At 68.0% G+C, this 16,698-nt stretch carries 14 protein-coding genes; 5 read left to right on the forward strand and 9 right to left on the reverse strand.

Features of this window, described 5'->3' with window-relative positions:
* Positions 1 to 30 precede the first annotated feature (30 nt).
* Both A4F85_RS12220 and mdeB read right to left on the reverse strand, forming a co-directional pair.
* A complete protein-coding gene (locus A4F85_RS12220) occupies positions 31 to 2,211 on the reverse strand; it encodes a c-type cytochrome (protein WP_063326728.1) in 2,181 nt (726 codons plus the stop codon).
* A gap of 335 nt (positions 2,212 to 2,546) precedes the next feature.
* Positions 2,547 to 5,177 carry an alpha-ketoglutarate dehydrogenase gene (mdeB, locus tag A4F85_RS12225; protein WP_063326729.1) on the reverse strand — a complete coding sequence of 877 codons (2,631 nt, stop codon included), beginning with the start codon at positions 5,175 to 5,177 and terminating at the stop codon, positions 2,547 to 2,549.
* Between the two features lie 104 nt (positions 5,178 to 5,281).
* Here mdeB and A4F85_RS12230 point away from each other — a divergent pair, with 104 nt between their 5' ends.
* Positions 5,282 to 5,752 carry an Lrp/AsnC family transcriptional regulator gene (locus tag A4F85_RS12230; protein WP_012204416.1) on the forward strand — a complete coding sequence of 157 codons (471 nt, stop codon included), beginning with the start codon at positions 5,282 to 5,284 and terminating at the stop codon, positions 5,750 to 5,752.
* Positions 5,753 to 5,770: 18 nt separating this feature from the next.
* Here A4F85_RS12230 and A4F85_RS12235 read toward each other — a convergent pair whose 3' ends face one another.
* The 7 genes from A4F85_RS12235 to A4F85_RS12265 all read right to left on the reverse strand — a co-directional run bounded on the left by A4F85_RS12235 (position 5,771) and on the right by A4F85_RS12265 (position 10,888).
* Positions 5,771 to 6,691, reverse strand: a complete 921-nt coding sequence (locus tag A4F85_RS12235; protein ID WP_063326730.1) for a DUF3014 domain-containing protein — start codon at positions 6,689 to 6,691, stop codon at positions 5,771 to 5,773.
* Positions 6,692 to 6,882: 191 nt separating this feature from the next.
* Complete coding sequence (locus tag A4F85_RS12240; protein WP_013803384.1) at positions 6,883 to 7,548, reverse strand: alpha/beta hydrolase; 666 nt, start codon at positions 7,546 to 7,548, stop codon at positions 6,883 to 6,885.
* A gap of 95 nt (positions 7,549 to 7,643) precedes the next feature.
* On the reverse strand, positions 7,644 to 8,582 hold the full coding sequence (locus A4F85_RS12245; protein ID WP_063326731.1) for a DODA-type extradiol aromatic ring-opening family dioxygenase: 939 nt from the start codon (positions 8,580 to 8,582) through the stop codon (positions 7,644 to 7,646).
* A gap of 82 nt (positions 8,583 to 8,664) precedes the next feature.
* Positions 8,665 to 9,075 carry an alternative ribosome rescue aminoacyl-tRNA hydrolase ArfB gene (arfB, locus tag A4F85_RS12250; RefSeq protein ID WP_013803386.1) on the reverse strand — a complete coding sequence of 137 codons (411 nt, stop codon included), beginning with the start codon at positions 9,073 to 9,075 and terminating at the stop codon, positions 8,665 to 8,667.
* Entirely contained in the window at positions 9,068 to 9,952 is an 885-nt protein-coding gene (locus tag A4F85_RS12255) for an alpha/beta fold hydrolase (RefSeq protein ID WP_063327970.1), read from the reverse strand. Before A4F85_RS12255 ends, arfB begins: the two co-directional genes overlap by 8 nt.
* Positions 9,949 to 10,392, reverse strand: a complete 444-nt coding sequence (gene aroQ, locus A4F85_RS12260; protein ID WP_016450549.1) for a type II 3-dehydroquinate dehydratase — start codon at positions 10,390 to 10,392, stop codon at positions 9,949 to 9,951. Before aroQ ends, A4F85_RS12255 begins: the two co-directional genes overlap by 4 nt.
* A 130-nt stretch (positions 10,393 to 10,522) precedes the next feature.
* The gene (locus A4F85_RS12265; RefSeq protein WP_043823784.1) at positions 10,523 to 10,888 is read right to left on the reverse strand and encodes a hypothetical protein; all 366 of its coding nucleotides are present in this window, start codon (positions 10,886 to 10,888) and stop codon (positions 10,523 to 10,525) included.
* 230 nt (positions 10,889 to 11,118) lie between these two features.
* Here A4F85_RS12265 and A4F85_RS12270 point away from each other — a divergent pair, with 230 nt between their 5' ends.
* The 4 genes from A4F85_RS12270 (at position 11,119) to A4F85_RS12285 (ending at position 16,639) form a co-directional block, all read left to right on the forward strand.
* A complete protein-coding gene (locus tag A4F85_RS12270; protein WP_043823783.1) occupies positions 11,119 to 12,927 on the forward strand; it encodes a glutamine--tRNA ligase/YqeY domain fusion protein in 1,809 nt (602 codons plus the stop codon).
* A 129-nt stretch (positions 12,928 to 13,056) separates the two neighbouring features.
* Entirely contained in the window at positions 13,057 to 13,773 is a 717-nt protein-coding gene (locus tag A4F85_RS12275) for a class I SAM-dependent methyltransferase (protein ID WP_063326732.1), read from the forward strand.
* A gap of 75 nt (positions 13,774 to 13,848) precedes the next feature.
* A complete protein-coding gene (locus tag A4F85_RS12280; RefSeq protein WP_013803391.1) occupies positions 13,849 to 14,166 on the forward strand; it encodes a DUF2322 family protein in 318 nt (105 codons plus the stop codon).
* 172 nt (positions 14,167 to 14,338) lie between these two features.
* Positions 14,339 to 16,639 (forward strand): DUF3300 domain-containing protein, encoded by a 2,301-nt coding sequence (locus A4F85_RS12285; protein ID WP_063326733.1) that lies wholly within the window; start codon positions 14,339 to 14,341, stop codon positions 16,637 to 16,639.
* The last annotated feature ends 59 nt before the right edge of the window (positions 16,640 to 16,698 follow it).

The following is a 16,698-nucleotide window of genomic DNA, read 5'->3' on the forward strand; positions in this document are numbered from 1 at the left end:
GCCTTGTGTTTTCAGGATTCAATCAGCACCTCAGTACCGCGCATCGGCCGGCTTCTTGTCCTTGGGCCAGTCCTTGTGCTTGTTGGCAAAGTCCGGGCGCGGCTGGTGGCTGAAGTACTCGGCCACGTCCACGGCCTCCTGGTCGCTGAGGCCGCCCTGGCCCAGCGGGAAGTTGCCATGGAAGGCGATGGGCATGTTGCGCTTGACGAAGGCCGCGGCCGTGTAGGTGCGCGCCATGCCCGCGCCGATGTTGAAGGACTCGTCACCCCACAGCGGCGGATAGACCCACTGTCCCTTGGCATTCTTCACGCCCTCGCCCTCGCCGCCATGGCAGACCGCGCACTGGGCCGCATAGACCTTCTTGCCGTTGTCCACGTTGGGCACGATGGACTGGCTGATCTTGCCCACGCCCCGGCCTTCGACCTTGTCTTCGGGTTTGGTTTCGCGGCGCATCCAGTCGAAGTAGGCGACCATGGCCTTGATCTCGTCGGACTCCAGCGGCAGCGGCTTGCCGTTCATGGAGCGCAGGAAGCAGCCATTGATGCGATCCTCCAGCGTGATGACGCGGCCCGCGCGCGGCGCATAGCCGGGGAAGAAGGCCGAGACACCGATATAGGGCGAACCATCGGCCACCGTGCCCGCGTTCAGGTGGCAGCTGGCGCAGTTCAGCGCATTGCCCACATTCCTGGGCAGCAGGTCACGCGTCTCTATGTTCAGGCGGGCGCCGTAGACCAGTTGCTTCGCGTTGGATTCGTCCAGCATGGCGGCCAGGCGCGGCGTCTCGAAGGGGCGTGCGCTTTCGCCCTTGGCATCGAGCTGCTTGCGCATGGATTGCACCTCCCTGGCATGGATCTCGCGCGCATCGGCACGGCCCCAGCTCTTGCGGGCGAAGTTGAGGATGTCGGCGATCTCCGCATCCTTGAGCTGTGCGAAGGCCGGCATGGTCAGCGGCCGTGCATGGCTTTGCGTGACGGGCGCCTTCCAGCCCACCAGCATCAGATGGATCAGCGTGGACGGGTCCTGCGACTGCAGCGAGAAATTGCCGGCCAGTGGCGGGAACACGTCCTTCACGCCACCGCCATCGGCACGGTGGCAGTCGGCGCAGAACTGCAGATAGCCCAGGCCGCCCCGGCTGGCGTAGAGATCGGCAGGCACGTCGGAAGTCACTGCCGAGGCGGGGGACGGCGCATGCCCGGAGGCCTGCGGCGCCGGATGCGGGGCGATGACCGGCCCCGGCCCCTGGGCCACCTGCATGGGCAGGTCGTTCTTGCCTGCGGGCAGCGACTTCAGATAAGTGCCAATGGCCAGCAGGTCCGCATCGCTCATGTACTGCGTGCTGTGCTGCACCACGTCGACCATGTTGCCGGAGACCGTGCCGTGGCTGTTGCGCCCGGTCTTGAGCAACTGGGCGGTTTCCTCGGGTGTCCACAGATTGCGCAGGCTCAGCGCGCGCCAGTTCTCCACGGTCTCGCCGGCCAGGAAATACTCGCCCTTGCCGCCCTCGCCGGTCATGGTCTTTTCCTGGAAGCCCACGCCGCGCGGCGTATGGCAGGCGCCGCAGTGGCCCAGGCCCTGTACCAGGTAGGCACCCCGGTTCCACTGGGCAGTTTGCTGCGGTTGGGGCTGGAAGGGCGTGTCATCCAGAAACACCCAGTTCCACAGCGCCAGGCCCCAGCGCTGGTTGAAGGGAAAGCCCAGGTCGGACTCCTTGTTGGCCGCCTTCACGGGCGCCACGCCCTGCAGCAGATAGGCGTACAGGGCCTGCATGTCCTCGGCCGTCATCTTGGCGTAGGAGGGATAGGGCATGGCCGGGTACATGTTGCGGCCATCGGCCGCCACGCCCTTGCGCATGGCGCGGTCGAACTGCTCGAAGCTGTATTTGCCCATGCCCGTATCGGCGTCGGGCGAGATATTGGTGGAATAGATCTTGCCGAATGGCGTCTCCAGCGCCAGCCCACCACCCATGGGCTGGGATTTATTGCCGGTGTGGCAGGCAACGCAATCGCCCAGGCGTGCGATATATCGGCCGCGATCGACCAGGGTTCTTTGCTCCGCCGTCAGGTCCGCCGCGTAATCGGCAGGCAGGTCATCAATGATTTGTGGCATTTGCGCATGGTCCACTCCGGGCGCCGGCGCCGAAATGGCCAGTTGCCAGGCGGCGGCCGACAGCACGGCTACGCACAGCAGGCCTTGCTTGAGCGAGAGTTTCATCGTCTTCGATCCACTGAAATGAATTATTATTGAAAGAGGCAAAAATGGATATTGACGAGATATTCAACCCAACGCCTGCAGCCATTGCAGCAAATGATCACCTCTTTGCGCAATATCTTCTTATATATACGAATTCTAGTGGTATCTCCCTATTTTTTCCATGCAAGCCGACGAAAACGATAAGCCAATAGCGCATTTAACGCGGGCTTAATCAATGCAGGGAAAAAGCGCGCGCAGCCTTCTCGGGTGCGCACGAAAAAGCGGCCCGCAAGGGGCCGCTGATTTCACCGTCGGTGTATCCGTCAGTGTATGGGGTGGCGGCTCGCCCGCCGGGCTCAGGCCGCCTGGCTGCAGCGGCGCGCCGCCTGCGCCACGCTGTGCGCGTCCACGCCAAAGTGGCCGCGCAACGCGGCACGCGTGTCACTTCGGCCAAAGCCGTCCGTGCCCAGGGTGAGGAATCGCCTGCCTGCGGGCAGGAAGGCGCGCACGGTCTCGGGCACGGCGCGCACATAGTCGGTGGCGGCAATCACCGGGCCCTGCGTGCCGTCCAGCAGTTGGGCGATCCAGGGCTGCCCAGGTGCCTCACCTGCCAGCATGCGCTGCTCGCAGGCCACGCCATCGCGCGCCAGTTCGCTCCAGCTGGTCACGCTGACCACGGTGGCGGCCATGCCCTCGCTGGCCAATTGCTCGGCGGCCTTGAGCACTTCGGTGAGGATGGCACCCGATCCCAGCAAGGTGACGTGCTGCGTGGCACGGTCCGCATCGCCAAAGCGGCCGAACACATAGCCGCCGCGCAGCACGCCTTCGGCCGCGCCCGGTGGCAGGTCGGGCTGGGCGTAGTTCTCGTTCATCAGGGTGATGTAGTAGAAAACGTCGCGCTGCTCCACCAGCATCTCGCGCATGCCGGCGTCCAGGATCACGGCCAGTTCGCCCGCATGCGCGGGGTCCCAGGCTTTGCAGTTGGGAATGGTGGCCGCCACCAGATGGCTGGAGCCGTCCTGGTGCTGCAGGCCTTCTCCGCCCAGCGTGGTGCGGCCCGAGGTGGCGCCCAGCAGAAAGCCGCGCGCCCGCTGGTCGGCCGCCGCCCAGATGGCGTCGCCCACGCGCTGGAAGCCGAACATGGAGTAGTAGATGTAGAACGGCAGCATGGCCAGGCCGTGCACGCTGTAGCTGGTGGCCGCCGCCGTCCAGCTGGCGATGGCGCCGGCCTCGCTGATGCCCTCCTCCAGGATCTGGCCGTCCAGCGCCTCGCGGTAGGAGAGCACGGAGCCGATGTCCTCGGGCGCGTAGCGCTGCCCCAGGCTGCTGTAGATGCCCACCTGCTTGAACAGGTTGGCCATGCCGAAGGTGCGCGCCTCGTCCGCCACGATGGGCACGATGCGCGGCCCCAGCTGTGCGTCCTTGAGCAGGCCGCCCAGCATGCGCACGAAGGCCATGGTGGTGCTCATCTCCTTGCCGGCAGGCGCCAGCGCGAACTGCGCGTACTGGTCCAGGGCGGGCACGGGCACGCGGTCGCACACGGTTTCACGGCGCGGCAGTGCGCCGCCCAGGGCTGTGCGGCGATCGCGAAGGTACTGCATCTCGGCGCTGTCATCGGCAGGTTTATGGAAGGCCAGGCCCTTGGCCTGCTCGTCACTGAGTGGCAGGTTGAAGCGGTTGCGGAACTCGATCAGGTCGGTCTCGTCCAGCTTCTTCTGGCTGTGCGTGGTCATCTTGCCCTGCCCGGCCGATCCCATGCCGTAGCCCTTCTTGGTATGGGCAAGGATCACCGTGGGCTGGCCGCGATGGGCGGCAGCCGCTGCATAGGCCGCATGGATCTTCACCAGGTCATGGCCGCCGCGCTTCAAGCGGTCGATCTGCTCGTCCGTCAGGCCCTGGGCCAGGGCGGCAAGCTCGGGGTTCTGTCCGAAGAAATGCTCGCGGTTGTAGCGTCCGTCCTTGGCGGCGAAGGTCTGCATCTGCCCGTCCACCGTGCCGCCCAGCGTGCGTGCCAGGGTGCCGGTGAGGTCGCGCGCAAACAGCCCGTCCCAGTCGCTGCCCCACAGCAGCTTGACCACATTCCAGCCCGCGCCGGCAAACAGCCGCTCCAGTTCATCGACGATGCGGCCATTGCCGCGCACCGGGCCGTCCAGACGCTGCAGATTGCAGTTGACCACCCAGACCAGGTTGTCCAGCCCCTCGCGCGCGGCCAGCGTCAGGGCGCTCATGCTTTCGGGCTCGTCCATCTCGCCGTCGCCAAACACGCCCCAGACCTTGCGCTCCTGGCAGTCCAGCAGGCGGCGGTGCGTGAGATAGCGCATGAAGCGCGCGTGGTAGATGCTGCTGATGGGGCCTATGCCCATGGAGCCCGTCGGGAACTGCCAGAAATCGGGCATCAGCCAGGGATGCGGATAGCTGGACAGGCCCTGCGCGCCTGCAGCCGGCGCGCTGATCTCCTGGCGGTAGTGCTGCAGGTCCTGCTCGGTCAGCCGCCCTTCCAGGAAGGCCCGCGCATACACGCCGGGCGCGCTGTGCGGCTGGAAGAACACCAGATCGCCCCGGTGCTGGCCCGGCGCAAGCCCCTCCCGGGCATGGAAGAAATGGTTGAACCCGGTCTCGAACAGGTCGGCCGCGCTGGCATAGCTGGCAATATGGCCGCCCAGCTCGCCATAGGCCTGGTTGGCGCGCACCACCATGGCCAGCGCGTTCCAGCGCATGATGGACGCCAGCCGCTCCTCGATGGCCAGGTCGCCCGGAAACACCGGCTGCTGCTGCGCCGCCACGGTGTTCACATAGGGCGTGTTCAGGTCAGGCTGCCAGCCCAGGCGCTGCTCGCGCGCCATGCGCGCCAGCTCTTCCAGCACGAAGCGCGCGCGCTGCGGACCTTCTGTGGCGACCAGGGCCAGAAAGGCCTCGCGCCATTCGGCGGTTTCCTGGGGATCGGTATCGATATCGGCCAGCGCGGCCAGTGGCGTGGGTGCGTTCATGTCCGCCACTTTAGGACTGGCAGGCCGGCATGAGCAGCCGTTCATGGATAAGGAAAACGCCATATTCCAGCATTTCATGCCGGTATCTACATAAAATCCGGCAGATGAAACTGGACACCATCGACTTGCGCATTCTGGCCGAGTTGCAAACGGACGGCTCGCTGTCCAACGTGGAACTGGCGCGGCGCGTGCATCTGTCGCCCTCGCCATGCCTGGCGCGTGTCAAGGCGCTGGAGAAGGCTGGCGTGATCGCGCGCTATGTGGCGCTGGCCAATGCGTCGGCGCTGGGGCTGGGGCTGAATGTGTTCATCAATATCAGCCTCAAGTCGCAGGCCAAGGAATCGCTGGCCGACTTCGAGCGCCGCATTGCCGAGCACGACGAGGTCATGGAGTGCTACCTGATGAGCGGCGACGCCGACTACCTGATCCGCGTGGCGCTGGCCGACATCGGCGCGCTGGAGCGCTTCATCGTGGAGCAGCTCACGCCCATTCCCGGCATAGAGAAGATCCGCTCCAGCTTCACGCTCAAGCAGGTGCGGTACAAGACCGCCCTGCCCCTGCCGGCCGCAGGCTGAGGTGGCAGGAGGCTGGCCTCAGCCCGCAGGCTTGGCCATCTCGCCGGTGGCGATGCGGCGGCGCAGCTCGCCCAGCACGGCCTTGAGGCGGCGCTCGTTGTCCAGGCCCACGCGCACCAGCATCTTCTGGCCGCTGGACAGGGCCTGCAGCTCAGGGTCGGCGTATTCGTAGCGCACCCAGGGCTGGATGGAGGGCACCTCGCCCTCCACCTTGGTCAGCCGTACCTGCACCGGGCCTGCGGGCTCGGGCGCGGCGCGCAGGTGGTCTATGACGGCAATGAGGCGATCGTTGAAATAGCGGCTGGGATAGCCCAGGTCTTCATAGGCGGTCTGGAACAGGGGATACAGCCGGGCATAGAGCTTGACGGCCCCGTCCATGGGAATGGACTCGGCAAAGGTCACGAAGGCCTTGTAGCGTGCGGCGTTGGCGGGGGCGATGGCCTGCGCCTCACCAGCCTCTGCCGCGCCCTCCACCGTGAAACGCTGAGGCGCCGGGTGCACGGGCCAAAGCCGTGCAGGGGCCTGGGAGCGGGTCAGGTTGTCCACGGTGGCCACGGCGCGGCGCACAAAGCCTTCCATCTGCAGAAAGCTGCCTGCCTTGTCACGGCCCAGCAGGCCGTTGAGGGCCTGGGCGACATGGGCGTCGGAGTCCTGCAGCGCGGGCAGGCCGGAGGCGGGTTGCTCCAGCGCATCGACAGGGTTCTGGGGCTCGGTCAGCTCGGGCGCGGGGACGGGTTCAGGTTCGGAGGGCTGGGTGGACTGGGCGGGCGCCTGCGCCACTTCCGGCGGCGCCTCGGGCACGGGGGCGGGACGCCACCAGTACCACCAGGCCGCGCCTCCCAGGGCGGCAGCCGCCAGCACCGCTGCGGCGATGCCGAAAGCCGATGGGCCGGAGGATCTGGCGCGGGGGCGGAAGTCTTGGGGATCGCGTTCTGGCATGGATGGGTCCTTTGGCTTGGGCAGGGGGCTGGCAGCTCAGTTGCCGCAGGACGTGCGACAGCAAAGCACAACCAGGGTTCCCCGGCTTTGCTGACACCGGCCCCTGCCTTGTGTTTATAAGCCGCCCCGCTGCCTGCACAGGCCATAGTGCGCGCCAGGCAACAAGGCGTTACCCGGCTTACCCGGCCGTCTCAGCCCTGCGTGCCCAGATCCTGGAGCCAGGCCATGGCGGCCTGCAGCTCGTCGGGGCGGATCTCATGCATGCTGGGGTACTCGTGGTAGCTCAGCTGCAGCGGCAGGCGCTGCACGTGGCTGCGAATGGCGTGGGCGCTGGTCAGCGGAATGACGTTGTCGTAGGTGCCGTGGCTGACCCAGAGCGACTTGCCGTCAAAGGCCGCGTCAGGCGCCTGGTGCGGCAAGGCCTCGGGCAGCAGGCGGCTGTGCCAGCACATGGCGGCGCGCAGCAGCGCGGGCTGGGTCAGCAGCAGGCTGAGCGCCATGATGCCGCCCTGGCTGAAGCCGCCCGCCACGGTTCGCTGGGCAGGGATGTCCAGCCGCGCACCGGCCTGCTGCACGGTCTGGGCCACCAGGGCGCGGCTGTGCTCTTCCTGCGATGCGTGGATGTGGCGCGTGCCGTTGGCATCCACCGTGAACTGGAACCAGGCATGGGCTGAGGGACCCATGGAAAACGGAGCGCGCAGGCTGAGCACGTGGAACTGCGGCGGCACGAACGATGCGAGGCCGAACAGATCCTGCTCATTGCTGCCAACGCCATGCATGAGCACCAGCAGCCAGGGCTGCTGCCCCGGTGCGGGTTGTGCGGGGCGCTCCAGCGCCACCAGAGGCAGGTCGATCATCACGGACTCCTTGGTTTTTTAGCGATTTCCAGGACCGGGGTGGTCCCGGGCAACGCGCCATTGTGGCGCCTCGCCAAGTCCGCGGCAGCAGGAGGTTATGCCGCCTGCACGTCCTCGAAGGCCATCGCATCCATGGCCAGGATGGAATACATGACTTCGCGGCTCAGATACCGTGGCCGCGCTGTCGCGCCGGCCGCGCCCAGCGCGAAGTACAGCGGCATGAAGTGCTCTTCGCTGGGATGGGCGCGCCGGGCCGAAGGCGCGCGGGCGCGGTAGTCCAGCAGCGCAGGCAGGTCCTGCGCCTGCAGGCGCGATTCGATCCAGCGGCTGAAATCCTGCACGTAGGGCGAGGAGGCGCTGGAGCCGCCCACGGCATGGTCGCCCGGCAGGCCATCCTGGCTGCGCAGGGCCTGCACGGCGTCGTCCACCCGCACCGTGGCCTCGCCCGTACCGCCCCGGAATTCGCCCAGGTTGTGCGTCATGCTGCCGGAGCCAACGATGAGCACGCCCTCATCGCGCAGCCCCGCCAGGGCTGCGCCCAGCGCATGGGTTTCGGCCGGCCCGGCCGAGGCAGGCAGGGACAGCTGCACCACGGGCAGGTCGGCATCCGGCAGCAAATGCATCAGCGGCACCCAGGCGCCGTGGTCGAAGGGCCGCTGCGCGTTGGCGGTGGAGGCAATGCCTGCAGCCTGCAGGCGGTCCATGACTTCCTGCGCCAGCTGCGGCGCGCCGGGGGCCGGGTATTGCAGTTCATAGAGCGCGGGCGGAAAGCCGCCGAAGTCGTGCCAGGTGGAGGGAGTGGCACCGGTCATGACTTCCACGCCGTGCGACATCCAGTGCGGCGACATGACGACCACGCCGCGCAGCGGCCCGTGGGCCTGGCGCAGCGCCCTGCCCCATTGCGCGAGCACGGGGCCGGTTTCACCCGGCTCCAGCGCGAACATGGGAGAGCCGTGGGAGACATAGAGCACGGGCAGCCGGGCACCGGCAGCGGAGGAAACCCGGGAAGAGTGGGGAGCGTGGGAGTCTTGCATTCCCCTAATGTAGGGACGCCCGGGCGCCGCGCCAAGCCGCCAGCGGCAGCACACATTGTTGCGCTGGCCGGGTCAATCCGAATCAATCGTCGCGCGGGCGCCCGCGCAGGGCCTTGGTGGCACCGTGCCGGCTCTTGCTTTCCAGGCGGCGCCGCTGCGACCCCAGCGTGGGCCGGGTGGCGCGGCGCAGGATGGGCTCGGGATAGGCGGCGGCCACCAGCACGTTGAGCCGCTGCAGCGCGGCGCGCAGGTTCTGCTCCTGCGTGCGGTATTGCTGGGCCTTGATGACGACCACGCCCTCGTTGGTGATGCGGCCGTCGCGCAGGGCCAGCAGGCGCTGCTGCACGGCCTCGGGCAGGCGCGAGGCGCGCACATCAAAGCGCAGGTGCACGGCGCTGGAGACCTTGTTCACGTTCTGGCCGCCCGCGCCCTGGGCGCGCATGGCGGTCCACTGCACCTCATGCAGCTCGATGGGCCGCATGCGCTCAGGCATCCAGCGCAGCGGTCAATGCCGCCACAAAGGCATCGGGACGCTCATGCATGACCCAGTGGCCCGCGCCGGGCACCAGCGCCAGGCCGCGGAAGTCGCGCGCATGGCGTGCAAAGGCCTGGGCCAGTTCCTGCATCATCGGACCCGGGTAGAGCGCGTCGTGCTCGCCATAGATGGCCCATACGGGGCCGTCCACGGCCTGCAGGGCACGCGCCAGCACGTCGGTGTGCGAGAGGCGGCGGCGCGGAAGGCGGTCACGCTCCACGTTGAGCACATGCAGGGCCAGCGTGTCCTCGTCGATGAGGCTGGCGTCATGCAGCATCAGCGCCTGCAGGTTGTAGCGGTGGGCCACGGCCTGCGCCTCGGACGTGGCCAGGTGGCGCCAGCCCTTGAGCCGCACGGCCAGGCCCTTGCCCACGCCCATGCCGGGCGCCCCGGCCAGCACCAGGCGCCGGGCCAGCGTGCCGTCGGCGGCGGCCAGCATGCCGGCCGTCATGCCGCCAAAAGAGAAGCCGACCAGATCGCACAGCGGGGCGGCGGGCGCACCGCCATCGGCCAGCAGCTGCCGCAGGCCCTGGCGCAGCGGCTCGACCAGGGTGTCGGCATCCTGGCCGCCCGGCACGCCATCGGAATCGCCAAAGCCCGGCAGGTCGGGTATCCACAGCTGGCGCCCCTGGGCCAGCAGCGCGTCCATGCAGCGCAGCCAGTGCGTCCAGCTGCCGCTGCCGCCGTGCAGCATGACGATGGGCAACTCGCCCGCGCGTGCCTCGCCCCAGACATGCCAGACCATGTGGCCGTCCTCGGGCTGCGCGGCAGACAGCGGCGTGGTCAGGCGCCGCGCCTGGGCGCGCAGGCGCTCAATGGCGGCGGGCGTATTCACCACTGGGCCACGGCGTCAATGGCCAGGCCGTAGCCGGCCACGCCAAAGCCGCACATCACGGCGCGCGCGGCGGCCGACAGGTAGGAGTGGTGGCGGAAGCTCTCGCGCGCATGCACGTTGCTGATGTGCAGCTCCACCAGCGGCACGCCCGTGCCCTTGACGGCATCCAGCAGGGCCACGCTGGTGTGGGTGTAGGCGGCGGCGTTGAAGATCAGGCCGGCCAGGCGGCCTTCGGCGTGCACGCGGCCGGCTTCGTGGATCCAGTCCACCAGTTCGCCTTCGTGGTTGCTCTGGCGAAATTCCAGCGCCAGCCCGTAGCGCGCGCAGGCGGCTTCGCACAGCGCACGCACATCGGCCAGGGTCTGGGAGCCATAGATGGCGGGTTCACGCAGGCCCAGCAGGTTCAGGTTCGGGCCATTGAGGACATAGACGGTTTTCACGGCGGGGACACTCCAGGTTTCCAACGGGCTGGATTATGCGGGCCATCCCCGGCCCGGTCTTGGCGCAGGCACCACGGAAAAAGCCGCCCCAAGGGGCGGCAAGAGTCGGTTCAGCGCGGTTCAGCTCAGATCAACGGCGCCAGTGACCATGCCCGTGGCCATGGCCATGGCGGTACTCGCCACGGTATCCACCCCGGTAGCCGCCGCCATAGCCGTATCCGTAGCCGGGAACGACCACGACGGGCGGAGCACGGTAGACGGCGCGCGGCGCGTAGTAGACCGGCGGCGGGGGCGCGTAGTAGATGGGCTGGGGCGGTGCCACATAGACGGGGGCAGGCGCGACATAGACGGGCGGGCCATACATGCCCGGCGAATTCAGGCTGATGGACCATTGCACATCGCCCCGGGCCTGGGCGGCGCCCGAAGCCATGAGGGCGGCCAGGGCCAGGCCGGCTGCTGCTGCTTTTGCAACCCACGGGGAAGCTGTCGTTGTCATGGTGTCTCTCCTCGAAGTTGGACAGGCGTGGCAGGCATTGCCGCTGGTGCCGCCTTCCCGCACTTTGGCACAGGGGGACGGCATACGCCCTGCATTCTCAACGCGCGAGAGGGGTCTACGGATGGCAGGCTTTTATACAAGTTTGTTTCCAAATGCCTCAACCCTTGGCTGGCGCGGCTGTCCGAAAGCCGTCCGGAGCGGGTCTGCAGGCGGGCGCCTACAATGCTGCGATGAGCTCTGCTGACGCCTCCCCCATCTCCAAAGATCCGGTCAAACCGAGTAACTTTTTGCGCCAAATCATCGAGGCCGACCTGGCCAACGGTACCCACGCCCAGCGCCGCTGGGGTGGAAGCCCCGGTGATGGCGACCACCACAACCAGGGCCAGGTGGACGTGGCGAAGATCCGCACACGCTTCCCGCCCGAGCCCAACGGCTACCTGCACGTGGGCCACGCCAAGGCCATCTGCCTGAACTTCGGCCTGGCGCGCGACTACGAAGGTGCCTGCCACCTGCGTTTCGACGACACCAATCCCGAGAAGGAAGACCAGGAGTACGTGGACAGCATCATCGATGCCGTCCATTGGCTGGGCTTCGGCTGGAAGGAAGCCGACGGCCACGAGAACCTGTACTTCGCCAGCAACTACTTCGACTTCATGTACCGCGCGGCCGAGTACCTGATCGAGCAGGGCCTGGCCTATGTGGACGAGCAAAGCGCCGACGACATGAAGGCCAACCGTGGCGATTTCTCGCGCCCCGGCGTGGACAGCCCGTTCCGCAGCCGCACCGTGGCCGAGAACCTGGCGCGCTTTCGCGAAATGCGCGACGGCAAGCTGCCCGATGGCGCTGCCGTGCTGCGCGCAAAGATCGACATGGCATCGCCCAACATCAACCTGCGCGATCCCGCCATCTACCGCGTGCGCCATGCCGAGCACCACAACACCGGCAACCAGTGGTGCATCTACCCGATGTACACCTTCGCCCATCCCATCGAGGACGCGCTGGAGCACATCACCCACAGCATCTGCACGCTGGAGTTCGAGGACCAGCGCCCGTTCTACGACTGGCTGCTGGACCATCTGCGCGAAGGCGGCCTGATCGCCGCGCCGCAGCCGCGCCAGTACGAGTTCTCGCGCCTGCACCTGACCTATGTGATCACCAGCAAGCGCAAGCTCAAGCACCTGGTGGACAACGGCATCGTCAGCGGCTGGGACGATCCGCGCATGCCCACCATCGTCGGCCTGCGCCGCCGTGGCTACACGCCCCAGAGCATCCAGGCCTTCTGCGAGCGCATCGGCGTGACCAAGGACTACGCCTGGATCGATTACTCCACGCTGGAAGGCTGCCTGCGCGAGGACCTGGAGAACCAGGCCCATCGCGGCATGGTGGCCCTGGACCCGCTGAAGCTGGAGCTGACCAACTGGGCCGAGGTCTTCGGCAGCGCCGAGCACCTGGAAGCCTGCGAGCTGCCCGCCCTGCCCCACGCCGCCGAAGGCCAGCAGGTGCCGGTGCGCCGCTTTACGCTGGGCCGCGAGGTGTGGATCGAGCGCGAGGACTTCGCCGAAGTGCCGCCCAAGGGCTACAAGCGCCTTTTCCCCGGCAACAAGGTGCGCCTGAAGGGCGGCTACGTGATCGAGTGCACAGGCTGCGAGAAGGATGCCGAGGGCAACGTCACCAAGGTGCTGGCCACCGTGGTGCCCGACACCAAGAGCGGCACGCCAGGTGCGGACAGCGTCAAGGTCAAGGCCGCCATCACCTGGGTGGGCGTGGCCGACGGCGTGCAGGCCGAGGTGCGCCTGTACGACCGCCTGTTCACCGACCCGCAGCCCGATGCGGGCGGCAAGGACTTCCTGACGTTGCTCAACCCGGACAGCCTCAAGGTGGTGACCGCCTATGTGGAGCCTTCGCTGGCCAACGCGCAGCCTGACGACAAGTTCCAGTTCGAGCGCTTCGGCTACTTCGTGGCCGACCGCAAGGACCACACACCGGGCAAGCCCGTGTTCAACCGCGCAACGGGTCTCAAGGACTCCTGGGGCAAGTAGGCGCATGGCCCGCTGACGGGCACCTGCACCGCTGCTCCCCGAAGATGGCCCACCATCCTGCTTTGCAGGGGTGGGCCATCGCACATCGGCGCTTTTGCCGGGACCGTGGCCTCAGCACAATGCCAGGCCATGAACCAAGCCTTGCCACAGGCGGCTTCCGCCGCCAAGTTCGACACCTCCCGCGCGGCCGAGTACGAAACGCAAAGCCGCATCGCACTGGCCGGCTACGACGCCTGCCACGAGCTGGCCGCCTGCCTGCTGGCCGCCAGCCTGGATGCAGGGCCGAAGTCCGTGCTGATTGGCGGCGCCGGCGGCACGGGCCAGGAAATCCTGGCCACGGCGCGCCTCAGGCCGCTGTGGAAATTCACGGCTGCCGACCCCTCGGCCCCCATGCTGGACCAGACCATGGACCGCATCGCCGCGGCGGGGCTGTCGGCCCAGGTGCAGGCAGCTCCCTGCGCCGTGCAGGACCTGCCGGCCGGCACGGTGTTCGACGCGGCCACGCTGATCGGCGTGCTGCACCACATCCCTGACGACGCGGACAAGCTGCAGCTGCTGCAGGCCCTGTCGGCGCGGCTGGCGCCGGGGGCGCCCTTCATCCTGGCCTGCAACCGCCACCGATATGACAGCGAGCCGCTGTTCCTTGAAGCCTGGGCCATGCGCTGGCGCATGGCGGGCGTGGACGAGGCCGCCGTCCATGCGAAACTCGGCAAAATCCGGCAGGGCGCGGTTCCACCGGCCTCGGAGGAGGTGGTGGAGCAGATGCTGGCCCAGGCCGGTTTCGTGCAGCCCAAGCGCTTTTTCTCCAGCCTGTTCTGGTGTGCCTGGATTGCCTTCAAGGCCTGACCACTGAAACACCAGAACGCCCGGCGCCGGTGGACCCGTCCCTTTCTCCCTTTCCCCTTTGATTTGCCTTTCAGCATGAACTTCTCCGCACGCCTTCAGCAACTGCCCACTGTCACCCACCTCGCCGCGCTGCAGCTGGCCGATGCCCAGGGCCAGGTCGTGGCCACCATCGAGAACAAGCCCGGCCAGACCGGCTCGCTGGCCGTGTACCACGCGCTGGCCGCGCTGTACGGCGGCAGCATCACGCCGGCCGCCGCCGAGCTGGGCCTGGAGTGGTATGCCGAGCACACGCAGGACGCCATCGCCTTCCCCGGCAAGCACCCCAACATCGACCGCCTGCTGGCCTGGTCCAAGGGTGCCGAGAGCTACCAGGCCCGCCTGATCGCGGCCTGAGCGCGGCTTGAGCGCGGCCTGATTCAGCCTGGGTACACACCGCGTCACAGAAGTTGCGCGGACTGGGGGCATCGGCTGACACGCCGGTGTCAACGCAGCGCGCACTTTGGCGTTCAAATGACATGTGCCTTGCCGCTTCGGCGCGCAAGGCGTTCCTGTCCAGGAGAACGCAATGCTGCAATCCGCCGTGCCCACAGCACGCACCACGGCCCGCTCAACTTCCCACGCTGGCGCCCTGCGCCTGAGCGTGCTGGGCCTGGCCGCCGCCCTGGCGCTGAGCGCCTGCAACGAATCCCAGGACAAGCCCCCGCAGGCCGCCAGCGCGCCGCTGCCGCCTGCCACCGAAAGCGCCCAGCCCGTCGCCACGCCCGTGGCCTATGTGCCGCCTTCGGCCGAGACGCTCTACCAGATGGTGGCGCCCATTGCGCTGTACCCCGACAAGCTCGTGGCCCAGGTGCTGGCAGCCTCCACCTATCCCGACCAGGTCGGCGCCGCCGAGGTGTGGATGGGGCAGAACCCCGGCCTCAAGCCCGAGGAACTGCAAAACGCCGTCAACAGCCAGGACTGGGACCCTTCGGTCAAGTCGCTGGCGCAGTTTCCCAATGTGCTGGCACAGCTGTCATCCAACGTTCCCTGGACCACGGCCCTGGGCAAGGCCTACTACAACGATCCGGCCGATGTGATGAACGCCATCCAGGTGATGCGTCAGCGCGCCTACAAGGCAGGCACGCTCAAGGACTCCAGCCGGCTCAAGGTGGCCGTGGCCACGGCCGATGCCCCGCCCCCCGTGCCCCAGCCCGCACCGCAGGCCGTGGGCGAGCCGCTGTCGTCCATGCTGCCCGTGCCGGTGATCGACACGCCGCCGCAGTTCATCGAGATCGCACCTGCCCAGCCTGACACCGTCTATGTGCCGCAGTACGACCCGGGTGTGGTCTATGGCGAGCCCGTGCCCATGTACGGCGGATACCGCCCCATCGTGGCGCCGCAACCCGTGTATGTGGGCAGTTCGGCCGCGCCCGTGGTGGCGGGGCTGATCGGCTTCGGCGCAGGCGTGATCCTGGCCGAGTCCGTGGACCGCCGCCCCTGGGGCTGGAACTCCTGGGGCATGCGCTGGGGCGAGCCGGGCTACCGCTGGCACCGCAACGAACCGCCGCCACCGCCCTCGCGCCGCCCGGCCGTGATCTACAACAACAACACCTACGTCTCGCGCTCGACCACGGTGGTGCAGAACATCCACAACACGCACATCAACAACGTTGGCAACGTCACCCACATCGCGAACAACCCGCACTTCGAGCCGCGCCGCCCTGACTTCCCGCAGCAGGGCGGGGATCCTCGCCCGGGCGACCCGCGCTCCGGTGACCCTCGTTCTGGCGACCCACGCTCTGGTGACCCTCGTTCAGGCGGCATGGCCGCTGCGGCCCTGGCCGGTGCCGCAGGCATGGCCGGCGCCGCCGCAGCAGCGCACTCGGGCATGCCCCAACGCCTGGGCCTGAGGCCGCCGCAGGGCGGCCCGCCCCCGTCCGCCCAAGGCATGGTGCCGCCCGGGGGCGCCCAGGGCTTTGCCCGGCACGATGGCGCCGATCGCGGACGCCCGGGCCTCAGGCCTGATGACCGGCCCCAGGCCTCATTGCAGCCCCGGATGAACCCGGTGCCGGCCTCGCAGCCGGGCCAGTTCGGCAAGTGGCCGCAGTCCCCTCAGTCTGCGCAATCGGCCCCCTCATCCCCATCGGGCACCGCGCAGCGACCCGCGCCAGCACTGCCTGCGGCAGCCATGCAGGGTGACAGGGGCCGCGACTCCCGCGTGCCTTCCTGGTCTTCCGCAGCCACGCAGCAGGGCATGAGGCCACAGGACAGGCAGGACCGCGACCGCTCCATGGCCGATGCAGCGCGCCAGCGCCAGCAGCAACAGCAGCAAATGGAGACGCAGGCCGCCCGCCTTCGCGGCGAGGAACAGGCGCGCCAGCAACAGCAGCGCCAAGCCCAGATGCAGGCCCAGGCGCAGATGCGGGATCAGGCGCGTGACCAGGCCCAAGTTCAGGCGCAAGCCCAGGCCCGCCAACAGGCCGAGCGCGATCGCCAGGCCTTGCAGCAGCGCTCCCAGGACCAGGCGCGCCAGCAGCAAATGCAGCAACAAATGCAGCAGCAGCAACAGCAGCAGGCGCGCGCACAGGAGCAGATGCAGGCCAGGATGCAGGCCCAACAACAGGCCCAGCAACAGGCCCAGCAGCAGGCGCAAAGACAGGCCCAGATGCAGGAGCGGCAGGCGCAGCAGCAAAGACAGCAGCAGTTCGAGGCTGCCCAGCAGCAACGCATGCAGGCCCAGCAAGCACAGCAGGCCCAGGCACAGGCGCGTGCCCAGCAGCAGCAGGCCCGCGCACAGCAGGAGCAACGCCAGCAACAGCAGCGCATGGCCAACGCGGCCCGTCCACAGGAGCGGCGCGGCGGGCGCGACGAGCGCCGGGACCGTTGAGCGGCCCGCAAGCGCATTTGAATGCCATGGCGTCATGGCGTCATGGCGTTGAGGCGTTG

This window comes from Delftia sp. GW456-R20, from assembly GCF_001622915.1.
GTDB lineage: Bacteria > Pseudomonadota > Gammaproteobacteria > Burkholderiales > Burkholderiaceae_C > Comamonas > Comamonas acidovorans.

Excerpts from the sequence above, each read along its gene's own strand:
- A4F85_RS12220 (WP_063326728.1), bottom strand. The coding sequence starts at position 2,211 with ATGAAACTCTCGCTCAAGCAAGGCCTGCTGTGCGTAGCCGTGCTGTCG.
- mdeB (WP_063326729.1), bottom strand. The coding sequence starts at position 5,177 with ATGAACGCACCCACGCCACTGGCCGCGCTGGCCGATATCGATACCGAT.
- A4F85_RS12230 (WP_012204416.1), top strand. The coding sequence starts at position 5,282 with ATGAAACTGGACACCATCGACTTGCGCATTCTGGCCGAGTTGCAAACG.
- A4F85_RS12235 (WP_063326730.1), bottom strand. The coding sequence starts at position 6,691 with ATGCCAGAACGCGATCCCCAAGACTTCCGCCCCCGCGCCAGATCCTCC.
- A4F85_RS12240 (WP_013803384.1), bottom strand. The coding sequence starts at position 7,548 with ATGATCGACCTGCCTCTGGTGGCGCTGGAGCGCCCCGCACAACCCGCA.
- A4F85_RS12245 (WP_063326731.1), bottom strand. The coding sequence starts at position 8,582 with ATGCAAGACTCCCACGCTCCCCACTCTTCCCGGGTTTCCTCCGCTGCC.
- arfB (WP_013803386.1), bottom strand. The coding sequence starts at position 9,075 with ATGCCTGAGCGCATGCGGCCCATCGAGCTGCATGAGGTGCAGTGGACC.
- A4F85_RS12265 (WP_043823784.1), bottom strand. The coding sequence starts at position 10,888 with ATGACAACGACAGCTTCCCCGTGGGTTGCAAAAGCAGCAGCAGCCGGC.
- A4F85_RS12270 (WP_043823783.1), top strand. The coding sequence starts at position 11,119 with ATGAGCTCTGCTGACGCCTCCCCCATCTCCAAAGATCCGGTCAAACCG.
- A4F85_RS12275 (WP_063326732.1), top strand. The coding sequence starts at position 13,057 with ATGAACCAAGCCTTGCCACAGGCGGCTTCCGCCGCCAAGTTCGACACC.
- A4F85_RS12280 (WP_013803391.1), top strand. The coding sequence starts at position 13,849 with ATGAACTTCTCCGCACGCCTTCAGCAACTGCCCACTGTCACCCACCTC.
- A4F85_RS12285 (WP_063326733.1), top strand. The coding sequence starts at position 14,339 with ATGCTGCAATCCGCCGTGCCCACAGCACGCACCACGGCCCGCTCAACT.